16 protein-coding genes and 1 pseudogene are annotated in these 15372 nt (G+C 65.9%); 9 read left to right on the forward strand and 8 right to left on the reverse strand.

The window, feature by feature from the left end:
- Positions 1-238: 238 nt before the first annotated feature.
- From otnC to F7R19_RS00730, 4 genes and pseudogenes are all read right to left on the reverse strand, one after another.
- Positions 239-877 carry a 3-oxo-tetronate 4-phosphate decarboxylase gene (gene otnC, locus F7R19_RS00715; RefSeq protein ID WP_061957792.1) on the reverse strand — a complete coding sequence of 213 codons (639 nt, stop codon included), beginning with the start codon at positions 875-877 and terminating at the stop codon, positions 239-241.
- Between the two features lie 20 nt (positions 878-897).
- Positions 898-2190 carry a 3-oxo-tetronate kinase gene (gene otnK, locus F7R19_RS00720; protein ID WP_150979031.1) on the reverse strand — a complete coding sequence of 431 codons (1293 nt, stop codon included), beginning with the start codon at positions 2188-2190 and terminating at the stop codon, positions 898-900.
- A gap of 67 nt (positions 2191-2257) precedes the next feature.
- Positions 2258-3148 (reverse strand): annotated as a pseudogene (gene ltnD / locus F7R19_RS00725) (L-threonate dehydrogenase); the annotation flags it as partial.
- A 21-nt stretch (positions 3149-3169) separates the two neighbouring features.
- Positions 3170-3913, reverse strand: coding sequence for a FadR/GntR family transcriptional regulator (locus tag F7R19_RS00730; RefSeq protein ID WP_150979033.1), 744 nt, complete (start codon positions 3911-3913; stop codon positions 3170-3172).
- A gap of 294 nt (positions 3914-4207) precedes the next feature.
- Between F7R19_RS00730 and F7R19_RS00735 the strand changes: the two genes are divergently transcribed.
- Positions 4208-4684 (forward strand): GNAT family N-acetyltransferase, encoded by a 477-nt coding sequence (locus tag F7R19_RS00735; protein WP_150979034.1) that lies wholly within the window; start codon positions 4208-4210, stop codon positions 4682-4684.
- Positions 4685-4705: 21 nt separating this feature from the next.
- Here the strand turns inward: F7R19_RS00735 and F7R19_RS00740 are convergent, their stop codons facing one another.
- Genes F7R19_RS00740 through ygfZ form a run of 3 tightly spaced genes read right to left on the reverse strand, consistent with a single transcriptional unit; the run spans position 4706 to position 6939 of the window.
- Positions 4706-5572 (reverse strand): NRDE family protein, encoded by an 867-nt coding sequence (locus F7R19_RS00740; RefSeq protein ID WP_150979035.1) that lies wholly within the window; start codon positions 5570-5572, stop codon positions 4706-4708.
- 46 nt (positions 5573-5618) lie between these two features.
- Positions 5619-5909 carry a DUF4936 family protein gene (locus tag F7R19_RS00745; protein WP_061957742.1) on the reverse strand — a complete coding sequence of 97 codons (291 nt, stop codon included), beginning with the start codon at positions 5907-5909 and terminating at the stop codon, positions 5619-5621.
- A gap of 19 nt (positions 5910-5928) precedes the next feature.
- Positions 5929-6939, reverse strand: coding sequence for a CAF17-like 4Fe-4S cluster assembly/insertion protein YgfZ (ygfZ, locus tag F7R19_RS00750; RefSeq protein WP_150979036.1), 1011 nt, complete (start codon positions 6937-6939; stop codon positions 5929-5931).
- A gap of 218 nt (positions 6940-7157) precedes the next feature.
- On the opposite strand from ygfZ, the gene mltG reads away from it, so the two are divergent.
- The 7 genes from mltG (at position 7158) to F7R19_RS00785 (ending at position 12550) form a co-directional block, all read left to right on the forward strand.
- Positions 7158-8156: an endolytic transglycosylase MltG gene (gene mltG, locus F7R19_RS00755; RefSeq protein ID WP_150979037.1), complete on the forward strand. Its 999-nt coding sequence runs from the start codon at positions 7158-7160 to the stop codon at positions 8154-8156.
- A 4-nt stretch (positions 8157-8160) separates the two neighbouring features.
- On the forward strand, positions 8161-8763 hold the full coding sequence (tmk, locus tag F7R19_RS00760) for a dTMP kinase (RefSeq protein ID WP_061957739.1): 603 nt from the start codon (positions 8161-8163) through the stop codon (positions 8761-8763).
- Between the two features lie 86 nt (positions 8764-8849).
- On the forward strand, positions 8850-9881 hold the full coding sequence (locus tag F7R19_RS00765) for a DNA polymerase III subunit delta' (RefSeq protein ID WP_150979038.1): 1032 nt from the start codon (positions 8850-8852) through the stop codon (positions 9879-9881).
- A gap of 114 nt (positions 9882-9995) precedes the next feature.
- Positions 9996-10427 (forward strand): PilZ domain-containing protein, encoded by a 432-nt coding sequence (locus tag F7R19_RS00770; protein ID WP_099047594.1) that lies wholly within the window; start codon positions 9996-9998, stop codon positions 10425-10427.
- 43 nt (positions 10428-10470) lie between these two features.
- Positions 10471-10980, forward strand: coding sequence for a GNAT family N-acetyltransferase (locus F7R19_RS00775; RefSeq protein WP_150979039.1), 510 nt, complete (start codon positions 10471-10473; stop codon positions 10978-10980).
- 42 nt (positions 10981-11022) lie between these two features.
- Positions 11023-11820 (forward strand): TatD family hydrolase, encoded by a 798-nt coding sequence (locus tag F7R19_RS00780; protein ID WP_150979040.1) that lies wholly within the window; start codon positions 11023-11025, stop codon positions 11818-11820.
- Entirely contained in the window at positions 11813-12550 is a 738-nt protein-coding gene (locus F7R19_RS00785) for an ankyrin repeat domain-containing protein (RefSeq protein ID WP_223505717.1), read from the forward strand. The genes F7R19_RS00780 and F7R19_RS00785 overlap by 8 nt, the downstream gene beginning before the upstream one ends.
- Before the next feature lies 1 nt (position 12551).
- Here F7R19_RS00785 and F7R19_RS00790 read toward each other — a convergent pair whose 3' ends face one another.
- Entirely contained in the window at positions 12552-13616 is a 1065-nt protein-coding gene (locus tag F7R19_RS00790) for a J domain-containing protein (RefSeq protein ID WP_150979277.1), read from the reverse strand.
- Positions 13617-14069: 453 nt separating this feature from the next.
- Here F7R19_RS00790 and F7R19_RS00795 point away from each other — a divergent pair, with 453 nt between their 5' ends.
- Positions 14070-15257 (forward strand): HD-GYP domain-containing protein, encoded by a 1188-nt coding sequence (locus tag F7R19_RS00795; protein WP_061955060.1) that lies wholly within the window; start codon positions 14070-14072, stop codon positions 15255-15257.
- Positions 15258-15372 lie beyond the last annotated feature (115 nt).

Here is a 15372-nt window from a genome sequence, read left to right on the forward strand (position 1 = left end):
CAACACGTCTAACAGCGGATTCAGAAAAGGGCTCAGCGGTTGACCAGCTTCGCCGGCGTCAGCGATCGACAGCGCCGCGATGGCCACCGGCGTATTGTGGGTGAGCGGCGCAGCAATGGCAAAGCCCGTGGCGCCCATCAGCGCTGTGCCCGAGGATGTTCGTGACGACAATCGCAGGGACGTCGGTCATTGAACGCCGCACATAATGGCTAGTCATGCGGGCGCAACGCGCTGTGCGTCACCACCTTGCCTTGAAGGTCTCGCGCAGTTCCTGCAGCGCGTCGGCATCGAGCGGCGCGGGCTTGTTCGCCAGCATCAGCCAGAGCTTGGCGGTTTCCTCTAGCTCCTCGAGCGCATAGGCGGCACGCGACACGCTGTCTTCCCACATCACCGGGCCGAGCCGCGCCAGCAGCACGCCACGCACCTCGTTGGCCAGTTGCGCCACGCGCGCGGCCACGGCGGGATCGCCGGGACGGTGATACGGAATCAGCGGGATATGTCCCACCTTCATCACGTAGTACGGTGTGATCGGCGGCAGAACGTCGTCGTCCTGCCAGACACCGGCCAGCGTCAGTGCGACGAGATGCGTTGAATGCGTGTGGACCACGCCCTGCGCGGCGGGATTGTTGTCGTAGACACAGCGATGCAGTGCGAGCGTCTTCGACGGCTTGTCGCCCGACGCCCAACTGCCATCCGTGGCCACCTTGGCCACGCGGGCGGGGTCGAGCGTACCGAGGCATGCGTCGGTTGGCGTGATCAGCCAGCCGTCGTCGAGCCGCGCGCTGATATTGCCGGCCGTGCCGACGGTATAGCCGCGCTGGTACAGGCTGGCGCCGACCCGGCAAATTTCCTCGCGCAGCGCGTTTTCCCGGCTGATTTGATGGGGCGTGACCTGGCTCATTGCGCGCCTCCCAGCGCCCGCAGCGCCTCGTCGAAAAAGTTCTCTCCGCCGAAGTTGCCGGACTTCAGCGCCAGTGCCAACGGCTGCGCATCGAGCGTGATGGTGGCCGGCACGCCCGGCGCAATCTGCTTGCCGATGCGCAGCGCCTGCACGCCAAGCGCCTGCACCACGGCGCCCGACGTTTCGCCGCCGGCCACCACGAAGCGTCGCGTGCCGCGCGCCTTGAGGCCCGCTGCGATGCCGGCCAGCGCGTGCTCCACCAGCTCGCCGGCGCGCGCCACGCCCAGTTCGGCCTGCACGGCCTTCACCTGGTCTGGCTGCGCGGTGGCGTAGATCAGCACGGCCGCATCGTGATCGCGTGCGAAGGCCAGCGCCTCGTCGACCACCGCATCGCCGCGCGCCAGCCGCAGCGGGTCGATCCTCAGCGCGGGGCGTTGCTGCGCGATCCAGTGGGCGACCTGCGCGTTGGTGGCGCGCGATGCGCTGCCGGCCAGCACTACGCCGTGTCCGTCGACGGGCGGCACCAGTGCGGCGTCGCTGCGCGCCGGCAGCAAGCCAGCGCGACGAAAGTTCTCGGGCAGGCCCAGCGCAATGCCCGAACCGCCGGTAATCAGCGGCAACGCTGCACAGGCTTCGCCCAGCGCCAGCAGATCGGCGTCCGAGATGGCGTCGGCAATGGCCAGACGCACGCCTTCGCCGCGCAGTGCGTCGATGCGCGCGCCGATTGCGCCCGTGCCCTGGGCCACCGTGTCGTAACGCAGCAGGCCCACTTTCGACGCGCTTTGCCGTTGCAAGACACGTACGAGGTTGGCATCGGTCATCGGGGTGAGCGGATGGTGTTCCATGCCCGACTGGTTCAGCAGCGCGTCGGCCACGAACAGGTGACCGCGAAAGATCGTGCGGCCGTTCTCGGGGAAGGCCGGACAGGCGATCGTGAAGTCGCTCCCCAGCGCATCGAGCAGCGCGTCCGATACGGGGCCGATGTTGCCCGCGTCGGTCGAATCGAAGGTCGAGCAGTACTTGAAGACGAACTGGCGGCAGCCTTGCTCGCGCAGCCAGCGTAACGCGGCCAGCGATTGCGCGACGGCATCGCGCGCGGGGATCGTGCGCGACTTCAGCGCGACGACGATGGCGTCGGCATCGGTATCGACATCGGCGCCCCTGGCCGACGCCGGCACGCCGATGGTCTGCACGGTGCGCATGCCGTTGCGCACCAGCGTATTGGCCAGATCGGTCGCGCCGGTGAAATCGTCGGCGATGCAGCCAAGCAGCGGACGGTTGAGGGTCATCGGCTCACTCCCTGGACTTGTCGGCGGACTGGCGCGCGGACGGGTCGCCGGGCTGGTCGGTTGCGGCGGCTTTGCCCGTGGGAAGTGCGATACCGGGAAAGATCTTGATGACGGCCGAATCGTCTTCGCCGCCATGGCCCGCGGTGGACGCCATCATGAACATCTGGTGCGCCGCGGCGGACAGCGGCAGCGGAAACTTGCTGGTGCGCGCGGTATCGAGCACCATGCCAAGATCCTTGACGAAGATGTCGACGGCCGACAGCGGTGTGTAATCGCCGGACAGGATGTGCGGCACGCGGTTTTCGAACATCCACGAGTTGCCGGCGCTGTGCGTGATCACGTCGTACAGCGCGTCGGGATCGACGCCTTCGCGCAGGCCCAGCGCCATGGCTTCGGCAGCAGCGGCGATATGCACGCCGGCCAGCAACTGGTTGATGATCTTGACCTTAGATCCGGCGCCATGCGCATCGCCCAATCGGTACACCTTGCCGGCAATCGCGGCCAGCACGTCCTCGGCCAATGCATAGGCTTCGGCCGGGCCGGACGTCATCATCGTCATCTCGCCACTGGCCGCGCGGGCCGCGCCGCCGGACACGGGCGCATCGAGCATCAGCACACCGCGCTCGGCCAGCCGCCGGCCCAGCGATTCGGCAAAACCGGGCGGCACCGTGGCGCTGGCGATCACCAGCTTGCCAGGCGCCATCGTCGTCGCGGCGCCTTGCGCGCCGAACAGCACCGCTTCGGTTTGCGCGGCATTGACCACCAGCGTGATCACCACATCGCAGCGTTCCCCCAATTCGGCCGGATCGGCGCAAGGCACGCCGCCCGCGTCGGCAAAGCGCTGCAGCACCGGCGCACGCAGATCGCAGGCATGGACCTTGAAGCCGGCGCGCAACAGCGAATGCGCCACGCCATTGCCCATCGCGCCCAAGCCAATGACGCCAATGTTTCTGGACATGAATGTCTCCTGAATTCGGGATTAATGCGCGGGGCCCGTCGGCGCCGCTCCGGTGGCCGATTCGTCCGTGCCAAGCTGCGAAAGGCGGCGCGCCGCGTTGTACATGTGGTTTTGCGCGGCATTGCGCGCGGCATCGGGATCGCCGGCACGAATTGCCGCGGCGATGGCCTGGTGTTCCTCGCGAACCTGCCGCGAGAAGTCTTCGCGCCGCGCCTCGTTGGTGCGCGTGACGCGCGTGGCGGTTTCCAGATACTGGCTCAGGAACGCGAGCGTCTTGAGGAAGTACGGATTGCCGGTGGCCTCGGCGATGGCGCGATGAAACGCCACGTCGGCGCTCACGCCGTCGCCGCCCGTCAGCACTTCGGTATCGATGCGGGCCAGCGCCGCATCGATATTGGCCATCGCGGCATCGGTGCGCCGCCGCGCGGCCTGCGCTGCGACTTCGGCCTCGATCGACCGGCGCAGCTCGACAATCTGCAGCACCGATTCCAGCGCATCGACGTCGGTGTAGTCGATCCGCAGCGGCCGGATGCCGGCCTGTTCGGTCACGAACACGCCGCTGCCCTGGCGCGATTCCACCAGTCCCTCATATTTGAGCCGCGCGATGGCCTCGCGGATCACCGTGCGGCTCACGCCGAATTCCTCGGACAGCACGGCTTCGGTCGGCAGCTTCGCACCGCGCGCAAACACGCCGCCCTGTATCTTTTCCAGCAGTTGCTCAGCCACGCTGTCGGTCAGCGCGCGCGCAGGAACTTTTTCGAACATCGCCATCACGTCATCCGGTAGTCAGGTCATCATACAAATTTCACTGGCGGAGGGCAGACGGGTTATCCCTGCCCTGTTTCGCAGGTTGGCCGATAATCGCGCGATCTAGCCGGTGGGGCGATGGCGCGCGTTGCACGGCGCATTCGCGCATGTCCGACCTCGATTGCGCCGGTTCGCGTGGATTCGCCTCAATTTGCCCCATTTGGGTCGGTTCGCGCCAGTTCACGTCGGTTCACGCCAGTGCGCGTCGGCGTATGATTGCGCCTCTTTCGCAAACTCCTTTTGCTGACCACCATGCCTGCATCGTCCGACAAAACGCCTGTCCAAACGCCGTCCACCGAGGCGCCAGCTTCCGCCGTACTGGTCTGTGACTGGGATACCGCCCGCGAACGCGCGCGGGCCATTCGATACAGCGTGTTCGTCGAAGAGCAGGGCGTGCCGGTGGAACTGGAGTGGGACGATATGGACGCGCCGAGCTGGCACGCGCTGGCGTTTGCGCAGGATGGCACGCCGGTGGCCACCGGACGCCTGCTGCCTGACGGGCATATCGGCCGCATGGCCGTGCTCCGCGTCGCGCGCGGCACCGGCATGGGCGCCAGCGTGCTCGACGCCTTGATGGCCAAGGCCGTCGAGCTGGGCTACGGTGAGCTGATCCTCAACGCGCAGACCCACGCCGCGCCGTTCTATGCGCGCGTGGGCTTCGAGCAGGTGGGGGAAGAATTCGAGGAGGCCAGCATCCCGCACATCGAGATGCGCAAGCGCCTGGGCTGAGGCCTATCGGCGGCGCGAATCTCAGCGCGGCGCGGGGATCGTGCCGGTATCGCGCGCCACGTTCAGGCGTCCTTGATACGAGACCTCGCCGGTCTGACCGTCGGCATCGAAGCTGCGTTCGACGAAATCGAAGCGGCCGTCGTGCTTGACGCGCAGAACCGTGCTGGCGCGCGTGCCGTAGCTTGGCGAGCGGATGAACGCCGACGACAGCAGCTTTTCCCAATCGGCGGCCACGCCGGTGTCGGGCAGTTCCCAGTCGGGCGCCTGGCGGTCGTCGGCCAGCATCTGCAGATAGGCTTCGGGACTCGATCCCAGTTGCCCGCGATCCGCAGCCAGCACCTCGCACAACGCGCCCACGCGGCTGCGCACCTTGGGCCACGGCGTATCGAGCAGCGCGTTCGACAAGCCATACAGGCCCGGCTTGAGCTTCTGCGGCTGGCGCGATTTCGAGCGGTTGCTGTACCACCACAGATCGTGCAGATCGCTGGCCAGCAGGTTGAAGCCGTTGTACGCGCCGTGCGCGCCCGCCAGGGCGTGTAGATATTCATCGGGCGTCTGGTGGCCGCGCAGGAAATGGGCGACCAGTTCGCCGCGCGACCGCGCGTCGATGCGTTTTTCCGACGGCGCGCGGTAGTTGGTCAGCGCGGCAAAGCGCGGGCCCGGCAGGTGCGCGCCGTGATGTCCGTGCTGCGCGTCGCCGCCCGCGACGCCCATCCACGTGCCGGCGTCGCCGATCACCTCGGCGAGGTCGCGACCGCCCAGCACCCCGGGCGCGTCCTGCCACCATTGCGCGGCCGCCGCGGGGCGGGCATAGAATTCGTCGCGGTTGCCGGCAACCACCAGGGCATAGTCCGGGTGAGATTGCCAGGCCACCAATATCAGGCACATATCGCTTCCTTTGCTGCGCGTTGCTGCTTGCGGATCATCGTGCGGCTCACAGCGCGTCCAGGTCGACAAAACGCTCGGACAGCCGCTCGCCGCTGATCCACTGCGCCAGCCCGCTCTGGCGCCACAACCCGTCCAGCGTGGCGTCGAACGCTGGCGGCACATCGGCGTAACACTCCATCCACGTCTGCAGGCCGGCGCGGGTTTCCGGCCTGCGCATCAGCGTACCACCAATTCCCGTGGCCTCGGCCACGGTTTCCATCCAGCGGTGCCAGTGCGGCAGCGCAGCGCTGGCACGCTCGTCCGGCACCTTGAAATAGACGTAGAGATGATCGCTCATGACGTGATTCCCGTGGCGTTCAGCCGGCGGCTTGCGCCTCGTTTGGCAGTGGCACTTCGTACGGCAGCGCACGCGTGGCCAGCGCCGGACCATCGGCGCGGCCCAGATGCAGCGCACCGGCGGCCGCATCGATCTTCAGTTCCGCCAGGCCGTCCCAGCCGCCCTGCGGCGCGGCGGCGGCATTGACGATCATGCCGCACGGCTGTTCGGGATCCTCGGGGCGAAACACCTCGGCGGCCGCGGCAGGCACATCGCCATCGCCATGCACGCGCCACATGCGACGCTTGAGCGTGCCGCGGTACTGGCTGCGCGCCACCACTTCCTGGCCCGGATAGCAGCCCTTGCGGAAATTGACGCCGCCGACCAGTTCGAAATTGATCATCTGCGGCACGAACTGTTCTTGCGTGGCGGCGGCGATGCGCGGAATGCCCGCGCCGATTTCCAGCCAATCCCAGAATGCCGGCGCGGCGCCGGCCAGCGCCTGGGCCAGCCGTGCGTGAAGCGCATCGGCCTGATCGGCGGCGGCGACGATCTGCCAGCGCGGCTCGCCTTCGGCGTCGGCCAGCCGGATTACCGTCACGCCGTCGGCATGGGCCGTGGCCAGCGGGGCGTGCGGCGCGGGCAGGCCGGCCTGCGCCAGCGCGGCTTCGGCGCCCGCACCGGCCACGCCCAGCACGCGATGCGTGGCGGACAGGTCCGACAGCTTTGCCTTGGCGCGCAGCACGAACATCGTCAGACGCTTCTGGATTGCCGGCTGGATATCGGCGGACAACTGCAGCACGATGCCCTCGGCGTCGCGCCACATCAGGAAACTGGCCAACAGGCGGCCCTTGGGCGAACAGTAGCCGGCCAGGCGCGCGGCGTCCGCGGTCAGATCTTCGACGCCATTGGTGAGCTGACTGTGCAGGAAGGTGGCGGCGTCGTCGCCAGCCACGCGGATCAGGCCGAGGCCGGCGGGCGCGGACACAATGCCGGCGCTGTGCAGCGATGCGAGGCTGTCGGCGAGGGTCGGGAAATCAGTGGCGGACATGCAGGCGGTCCTGAAAGGCGGTGAAAGATACAGATGAATGGGGGCGATCGGGCGTCGATACAAGGCATCGCGACGATGCATGGTGTAACGCTTCTCGCGTAGTGGCACATCGGCCACAAGGCTCCCGGTATTATATGGGGCTGTCGCCATTCCGACCGGCCGCCCCGCTGATCCCGACCCGCCGGCGGGGACATGGCGGCCAGTCCTTGCCATCGCACATGAAACGTCTGTTCCTGCGCCTGCTTGGCGTCCTGCTGGTCTTTGCCATCGCCGCCGCCGGCGGTTTTGCATGGTGGGCCAATCAGCCGCTGGTCCTTGCCACGTCGCCCGTGGAAGTCATCGTCAAGCCCAATTCGGGCGTGGCCAGCGTGGGCCGCCAAATCCAGCGGGGCGGCGTGCCCATTGATTCGCAACTGTTTCAGCTGCTGGCGCGCATCACCGGCCATGGCGCCGATCTCAAGGCGGGCGGCTATCAGTTCGAAACCGGCGTGACGCCGCTGGGCGTGATCGACAAGCTGGCCAAGGGCGAGGTCACGCACTATGTGGTCACCGTGATCGAAGGCTGGGAATTCCGCAAGATGCGTGCGGCCGTGGATGCCAATCCGGCGCTCAAGCACGATACGCAGGGCATGTCGGATGCCGATCTGATGAAGGCGATTGGCGCATCGGAAACCTCGCCGGAAGGGCTGTTTTTTCCCGATACCTATCTGTTTGCGCGCGGCAGCAGCGATATCGAGCTGTACAAGCACGCCTATCGCGCCATGCAGCGGCGCCTGAACGACGCCTGGAACGCACGCGCGCCGGACCTGCCGTACCGGTCGCCGTACGAGGCGCTGGTAATGGCGTCGATCGTCGAGAAGGAGACCGGCCAGGCGGCCGAACGGCCGATGATTGCCGCCGTGTTCGCCAATCGGCTGCGCAAGAACATGATGCTGCAGACCGATCCGACCGTGATCTACGGCATCGGTCCGTCGTTCGACGGCAATCTGCGCAAGAAGGATCTGCTGACCGACACCCCGTACAATACGTACACTCGCACCGGCCTGCCGCCGACGCCGATCGCGCTGCCGGGCCTGGCCTCGCTGGCCGCAGCCACCGCGCCGGCGCCAACCGACGCGCTGTATTTTGTGGCGCGCGGCGACGGCAGCAGCCATTTTTCCAATTCACTTCCCGAACATAACCGCGCGGTCGACAAATACCAGCGCGGCAAGCCATAACTTCATGCGCGGCAAATTCATCACCTTCGAAGGCATCGACGGCGCGGGCAAAAGCACCCATATCGAATGGGTGGCCGAGCGCCTGCGCGCACGCGCACCGGTCGTGACCACGCGCGAGCCGGGCGGCACTCCGCTGGGCGAGGACCTGCGCAACCTGTTGCTGCATCGCAAGATGCATCTGGAAACCGAGGCGCTGCTGATGTTCGCGGCCCGCCGCGAACACATCGCCGAAGTCATCGAACCGGCCCTGGCGCGCGGCGACTGGGTCATCTCGGACCGCTTTACCGATGCCACCTTCGCCTATCAGGGCGGAGGTCGTGGCCTGCCGTGCGAGCGCCTGGAAGTCCTGGAGCAGTGGGTGCAGGGCGGTCTGCAGCCGGATCTGACATTGTTGTTCGACGTGCCGCTGGAAACCGCCGCCGAGCGCCTGGCCGGAGCGCGCACGCCAGACAAGTTCGAAGCGGAGTCGCGCGCCTTCTTTTCGCGCACGCGCGCCGAATACCTGCGTCGCGCGGCGCAGGCGCCACATCGCTTCCGAGTGATCGACGCCACGCGGTCGATCGACGCAATTCGTCAAAAACTTGATGAAATCGTCTCAACTCTTTGATTTTTATGGTTTATATCGTCACCGTGATGTCGCCGGCAGTTACTGCGAAAACACATGAGAAAGTGGCGATAACTTACTGAATCCGCATGCTTTATCCCTGGCAACGAAAAGACTGGCAAGAGCTGGCTGCGCTACGCGGCAGGCTGCCCCATGCATTGCTGGTGCACGGGCAGCAAGGCATCGGCAAGCGCGATCTGGCGTTGCATTTCGCCCAGGGTTTGCTGTGCGAAACGCCCCTGGCTGACGGGCAGCCGTGCAATGGCTGCAGCGCATGCCACTGGTTTGGGCAAGGCAACCATCCGGACTTCACCGTGGTGCGGCCGGAGGCGCTGGAGACCGGCGCGGGCGGCGATGCGGACAGCGACGCCGAGAGTGGCAGCAAGAAAAAGGCGCCCAGCAAGATCATCCGCATGGAGCAGGTGCGAGCGCTGATCGAGGCGGTAGGCGTCGGCACCCACCGCGCCGGATTGCGCGTTGTCGTGGTGTATCCGCTCGATGCGTTGCAGACCGAAGGCGCCAATGCCCTGCTCAAGACGCTGGAAGAGCCGCCGCCGTCGACCGTTTTCCTGCTGGTGACCGACCGTATCGACCGCGTACTGCCGACGATCCTGTCGCGCTGCCGCCAGTTTTCCGTGACGCGCCCGACGGCCGATGAGGCGCTGGCCTGGCTGCGCAGCCAGGGCGTGGCCGATGTCGAGGCGCAACTGGCGCTGGCGGGCGGTTCGCCGCTGACCGCGATGCACGCCGCCGAAGCCGAGGAACAGCCGCTGCAGCGCTGGCTGGTCGGTCAGCTCGGCAACGGCGCCGCGTTCGATGCGTTCGCCGCCGCCGAACAATTGCAGAAGCTGCCCGTGCCGGCGATCCTCGGCACGCTGCAGCGCTGGACCTACGATCTGTTGGCGCTCTGCCTGGGCACCGGCGTGGCGCGGTATTTCCCCAAGGAACACGCCGCGCTTGAACGTTGCGCCCGCGCTACCGACGCGCATCGGCTGCAGGCGTTCGCGGGCCGGCTGGTCAATCATCGCCGCAGCGAAAACCATCCGCTGGCGGCCCGGCTCGTGATGGAATCGGTATTTCTCGACTATCGGCAATTGTTCGGGTCCGGCGCTGCAAAGTGATGGCGCGGGGCGACAAAGCCATAGGCATTGTGATACGCACGTGGTAAAAATCGAGCGACGCAGTTCCACGATAAATAGCCCGCGCAAAGCGGGCATGCAGCAAGGGGTCAAACAATGAATGCACCAGTCACGATGCCGCCACGCGCGGCAACGGCTGCGCCTGGGAATCCGCCTGCCGCCAGCGGCGGCGCGGCAGCTCCGGGCGCGCCGCAGCGTCCCAATGTGCTGTCGCTGTCGATCAAGGACCAGGCCGGGCTCTACGGCGCCTACATGCCATTCCTGACGCACGGCGGCATCTTTGTACCGTCGAACCGCCCGTTCCGGCTTGGCGAACAGGTTTTTCTGGTGCTTTCATTGCTGGATCGGCCGCAGAAATACCAGATCCAGGGCACCGTGGCATGGATCACGCCTGTCGGCACGCCGCTCAAGACGCCCGGCGTGGGCGTGCACCTGCCCGATGACGACAACGGCCGCGCCCTGAAGCGCGCGGTCGAGGAACTGTTGGGCAAGACCGTCGAATCGGGGCGTCCCACGCAGACTTTGTAACCTAATAAATTGCGCGAAGACTATCGCGCAAATACATGTATTTATGAGTAATTCTGGTTTCACCGTGCGCCTTGCCACGCGTCAGGATCTGCCTGGTATCGTCGACATCTATAACAGCACGGTGCCGTCGCGCATGGTGACGGCCGACACCGCGCCGGTCACCGTGCAGTCGCGTGAAGCATGGTTCGACGCCCACCAGCCCGAGCGCCGCCCGCTATGGGTGTGTACGGCCGCCGACAGCCGGATGGCCGGTTGGGTCAGTTTTTCCGATTTCTATGGCCGTCCCGCCTACGGCGCCACCGCCGAGGTGTCGATCTATCTGCACGAAGCGTTTCGCGGCCAGGGGCTGGGCCGGTATCTGCTGGAACAGGCTATCGCCCATGCGCCCAAGGTCGGCGTCAATACGCTGCTGGGCTTCATCTTCGGCCACAATGCGCCAAGCCTGGCGCTTTTCGAGCGGCATGGTTTCGTGCGTTGGGGCGACCTGCCGCGCGTAGCCGTGCTCGATGGCATTGAACGCGATCTCGTGATCGTCGGCCGTCGCCTGGACTGACGCGGCGCGACACCGTCCGCGTCCAAAAAACCGAGAATCCCGATGTTTGTCGATTCCCATTGCCATATCGATTTTCCCGAGCTGGCGCAGCGTCTGCCGCAACTGCTCGAAAACATGAAGACCAACCAGGTCACCCATGCGCTGTGCATCTCGGTGACGCTGGAGGATTTCCCGCGTGTGCTGGCGCTGGCCGAGCAGCATCCCAACCTGTATGCGTCGGTGGGCGTGCATCCCGATTACGAGGAAGATGCCGAAGAGCCTACGCTGGAACGGCTGGTGACGCTGTCCGCGCATCCGCGCGTGGTCGGCACCGGCGAAACCGGCCTCGATTACTACCGCCTGAACGGCCGCAGCATCGACGAGATGGAATGGCAGCGCGAGCGCTTTCGCACCCATATCCGCGCGGCGCGGCAGACCGGCAAGCCGCTGATCATCCATACGCGGTCGTCGGCGGACGATACGCTGCGACTGATGCGCGAGGAAAACGCGCGCGAAGCGGGTGGCGTGATGCATTGCTTCACCGAGACATGGGACATCGCCCGGCAGGCGCTGGACGAGGGCTTTTATATCTCGTTTTCGGGCATCGTCACGTTCAAGAGCGCGGCCGACCTGCAGGAAACTGCGAAGAAGGTGCCGCTGGACCGCATGCTGATCGAGACCGATTCGCCGTACCTGGCGCCCGTGCCGTATCGCGGCAAGACTAATGAGCCGGCATGGGTGCGTCATGTCGGCGAATTCATCGCCGGCCTGCGCGGTGTGCCCGTGGCAACCGTCGCGGAACAGACGACCGAAAATTTTTTCCGTTTGTTCAAGCACATAGATAGGAATGCTCATGCTTGATATCAAGATTCGACGACTCGCCGCAGCGATGGCACTGGTCGGCTGCGGCGCGCTGGCGGGTTGCGCGCTGGTGCACGCCGCGCCGGCCGACGATATGCGCAAGGCGGTGGAATTCGACGACGGCAATACGGTGCAAAAGCTGCTGGCCAAGGGTGTCGATCCAAACCTGGTCGATAACCGCGGCAATCCAATGCTGGTGGTGGCGCTGCGCGAGAAATCGACCAAGGCGGCCACGGCGCTGATCAAGGCGAAAAATATCGACTTCGACAAGACCAATCCGGCCGGCGAGAACGCGCTGATGATGGCCAGCCTGCAAGGCGAGCTAGACATGGTCAAGCTGATGGTCGACGGCATGGAAGCCGAGGTCAACAAGAAGGGCTGGGCGCCGCTGCACTATGCGGCCACCAACGGCCACAACGATGTGGTGAAGTATCTGGTCGACCACGCCGCCTATATCGATGCGGAAAGTCCCAACGGCACCACGCCGCTGATGATGGCGGCGCGCGGCGGCCATATCGAGACCGTCAAGCTGCTGTTGGACGAGGGCGCCGACATGCGCCTGAAAAACCAGCAGGGCATGACCGTGATCGACTTTGCCGACCAGTACAACCAGAAAGAAATTGCCGATGGCCTGAAGTCGCGCTGGCAAAAGCTCTACGGCAACCTGCCGGTGCCTGCCCCGAAGCCCAAGCCATGGACGCCTGACGGCCAGCAGCCGAAGGCCAACTGAGTCAGGGAAAATCGCGCTCGCTGATCATCGCCGAGCGCGATTTGCCTTCCGGCACCGTCTGCAGCGTGAGGATGGTACGTCCGAAACTGGTGCCGCCGTTCTCCTTCGCTTGCGCCAGTTCGAAGCGCTCCGAGCGAAAAATCTCCCCCGTATCGAGGCTTTGATAACGGATGTCGTAGCTGCCCGGCGAGATGTTCTCCATCGTGAACGACGATCCGCCGCGCACGAAGCTCGTCCGCACCGGCAGCGGCGTATTGCCGTCGAGGGCCACCAGCTTGACCAGCACGTCCGACAGACTGCGCGCGTTGTCGACCGTCAGCGTCGACAGGCCACGGTCGTTCAGCACCGGATAGCCCGACAGATATCCAGAATGCGCCGGCCATGGCAGGCCGCGCGGTGTCAGCGCGGGCCGCTGATACTTGCCGGTGCGCGCGGCCGCGCCCGTCTCTGACGCGGCGGCCCGTGGCGCTGCCGTGGCGCCGCTTGCCTGTGCGGATTTGATGATTTGCGACGCGCGGTGCTCGGGCGTGGCTTCGCTCGCGCCAGACCAGTCGCCCAGCAGGATCACGATCACCGCGCCAACCGCCGCGTACAGCGCGAACGAGCCGTACCTGGGCAACGGCATCGCCGGACCGTCGTTGCGGTCCTGACGATCGGGACGGGGACGGCGGGCCTTGCGGCGTCGCGGCGGCGCATCCCAGTCGGGTTCGGCCTCGGGCTCGGGCGCGGGCTGCGGTGCCGGCCGGGCGGCAGGCCGTGGCGGCGGCTGCGTGGCCCGACGCTGCGCCTGCGCCGCAGCCGCCGCTCGCTGGGCCTGGGCGCGCCGCTGCTTCTGTTCCGCCTCGCGCTTTTCCTGTGCGGCAATCCACTGATCATGCTCAGCGCGCCGCGCCGGATCGCGCAGCACTTCGTAGGCCGCGTTCAGCAGTCGCATGATGCGATTGGCTTCGTCGCTGTCGGCATGGCGATCGGGATGGTACTTCTGGCTCAATGACTTGTACGCGGCCCGAATCACTTCCGGGGGCGCATCGCGTGAAACCTTGAGGTTGTCGTAATGGGTATGCATCAAGCGGAAAGGACGCAATATCGGTGGTCGACAACAAATAACGGCAATACGGCCGCTTTTTTCAAGTCCGCAGCGCCGGGCGCAGCTGCGCCGCACGTTGCCGATTGTTGATGCCGGCCCGCCGGCCGGTCTGCGGGCTGGCGAACAAAGCGAGCACGTTCGGCGCAACATGGCGTTACCACGCCGAACCGCGGCCGAAGCCAGCGGTGTTGTATTTTGGCGCATGACGATGGGATGGCCCGGACTTTTGGCATGCTGTCCGTCGGCGCGCGAAAGCGCGGCGAAGCGGGTTGGATCGCGGGTCGGATCGGCTTCGTGTCAGAAAACGCTAAAGAAATCCGGTTGCCTGCCGATAATGGCGGCCAACAAGAAGTATCAGAGAAGGGGCCTGCCAAGAGCCCCGCTCACGGGATGCGCGAAGCGCGCTTCGCACCCATTGATAGGGGCAAGTACATGCTGAGAAGAATCAAGGCAGAGCAACTGCAGATAGGCATGTTTGTGGCAAGGCTGGGCGGACCATGGATGAACCATCCGTTCTGGCGCTCGCGCTTTCTGGTCACCAGCGACGAGCAGGTGGAGCAGATCCAGGCGGCCAACGTGCAGGATGTCTGGATCGACATATTGAAGGGACGCAATCTGCCGACTCCGGCCGCACCGGAGATGATGGAGGCCGATGTCGACGACGCCCCCGAATGCAGCTTCGAAGAAGAACTGGAGCGCGCGCGTGAGCTGATCAAGTCGGGCCGCGCGCTGATCGGCAACCTGTTCAACGACGTGCGCATGGGCCGTGCCCTGGAAACCCATGGCGCGCTGCTGCTGGTGGATTCGGCATCGGCGTCGCTGTCGCGCCATTCCCAGGCGCTGCTGGCGATGGCGCGGCTCAAGGCCAAGGACGACTACACCTATCTCCATTCGTTTTCGGTCTGCGCGCTGATGATCGCGGTCGGACGCAACCTCAAGCTGCCCGATGGCGAAGTACGCGAGCTGGGGCTGGCCGGCCTGGTGCACGACATCGGCAAGCTCACGCTGCCCGAATCGCTGCTGATGAAGGCCGGCGACCTGACGCCCGCGCAGGAAGAGCAGATGCGCCGCCACCCGTCGGCCGGCTATCGGATCCTCAACGAGGCGCGCCTGTACACCAACATTCCGCTCGATGTCTGCGTGCACCACCATGAGCGGGTGGACGGCCGCGGCTATCCGTTCGGTCTGCTGGAGCACGAAATCAGCATCCACGCAAAGATCGCGGCAATTTGCGATACGTACGATTCGCTGACCTCGCCGCGACCCAATCATCTGGCGTGGTCGCCGGCGCGCGCGATGGAATACATCGCCGTGCGGGTGGACACGTTGTTCGATCGCCGCGTGTTCAAGGCGTTTACGCGCACGGTCGGCATCTATCCGCTGGGCACCGTGCTGCGCCTGCGCTCGGGACGCCTTGCCGTGGTCTGCGGCCAGAACGACAACGAAGCGCTGCGCCCGCGCGTCATGGCGTTCTATTCCGTGGCGGAGTCGCGGCCGCTGCCGCCCGAAGTGCTGGATCTCACGCAGAGCGAGGACACCGTCATCGCTTTCGAGGACGCGCGCCAGTGGGGCTTCACCGACGAGCAACTGATGGCGATGTACGCACCGCACGCCAAATGACGGCGCGGCGGCCGCCTGTGCGCGCGCCGCGCGCCGCGGGCGGCCATGCCGATCGCCTGAGACGATTCTGAAAAATCGGGGAAATGCCAGAATCCGCCGCCGCAAATGATGGCAG

The organism is Cupriavidus pauculus (assembly GCF_008801835.1).
Classification (GTDB): Bacteria; Pseudomonadota; Gammaproteobacteria; order Burkholderiales; family Burkholderiaceae; genus Cupriavidus; species Cupriavidus pauculus.

Excerpts from the sequence above, each read along its gene's own strand:
- mltG (WP_150979037.1), top strand. The coding sequence starts at position 7,158 with ATGAAACGTCTGTTCCTGCGCCTGCTTGGCGTCCTGCTGGTCTTTGCC.
- F7R19_RS00775 (WP_150979039.1), top strand. The coding sequence starts at position 10,471 with ATGAGTAATTCTGGTTTCACCGTGCGCCTTGCCACGCGTCAGGATCTG.
- tmk (WP_061957739.1), top strand. The coding sequence starts at position 8,161 with ATGCGCGGCAAATTCATCACCTTCGAAGGCATCGACGGCGCGGGCAAA.
- F7R19_RS00740 (WP_150979035.1), bottom strand. The coding sequence starts at position 5,572 with ATGTGCCTGATATTGGTGGCCTGGCAATCTCACCCGGACTATGCCCTG.
- otnK (WP_150979031.1), bottom strand. The coding sequence starts at position 2,190 with ATGACCCTCAACCGTCCGCTGCTTGGCTGCATCGCCGACGATTTCACC.
- F7R19_RS00745 (WP_061957742.1), bottom strand. The coding sequence starts at position 5,909 with ATGAGCGATCATCTCTACGTCTATTTCAAGGTGCCGGACGAGCGTGCC.
- F7R19_RS00785 (WP_223505717.1), top strand. The coding sequence starts at position 11,813 with ATGCTTGATATCAAGATTCGACGACTCGCCGCAGCGATGGCACTGGTC.
- F7R19_RS00735 (WP_150979034.1), top strand. The coding sequence starts at position 4,208 with ATGCCTGCATCGTCCGACAAAACGCCTGTCCAAACGCCGTCCACCGAG.
- F7R19_RS00770 (WP_099047594.1), top strand. The coding sequence starts at position 9,996 with ATGAATGCACCAGTCACGATGCCGCCACGCGCGGCAACGGCTGCGCCT.
- ygfZ (WP_150979036.1), bottom strand. The coding sequence starts at position 6,939 with ATGTCCGCCACTGATTTCCCGACCCTCGCCGACAGCCTCGCATCGCTG.
- F7R19_RS00730 (WP_150979033.1), bottom strand. The coding sequence starts at position 3,913 with ATGTTCGAAAAAGTTCCTGCGCGCGCGCTGACCGACAGCGTGGCTGAG.
- F7R19_RS00790 (WP_150979277.1), bottom strand. The coding sequence starts at position 13,616 with ATGCATACCCATTACGACAACCTCAAGGTTTCACGCGATGCGCCCCCG.
- F7R19_RS00795 (WP_061955060.1), top strand. The coding sequence starts at position 14,070 with ATGCTGAGAAGAATCAAGGCAGAGCAACTGCAGATAGGCATGTTTGTG.
- F7R19_RS00780 (WP_150979040.1), top strand. The coding sequence starts at position 11,023 with ATGTTTGTCGATTCCCATTGCCATATCGATTTTCCCGAGCTGGCGCAG.
- F7R19_RS00765 (WP_150979038.1), top strand. The coding sequence starts at position 8,850 with ATGCTTTATCCCTGGCAACGAAAAGACTGGCAAGAGCTGGCTGCGCTA.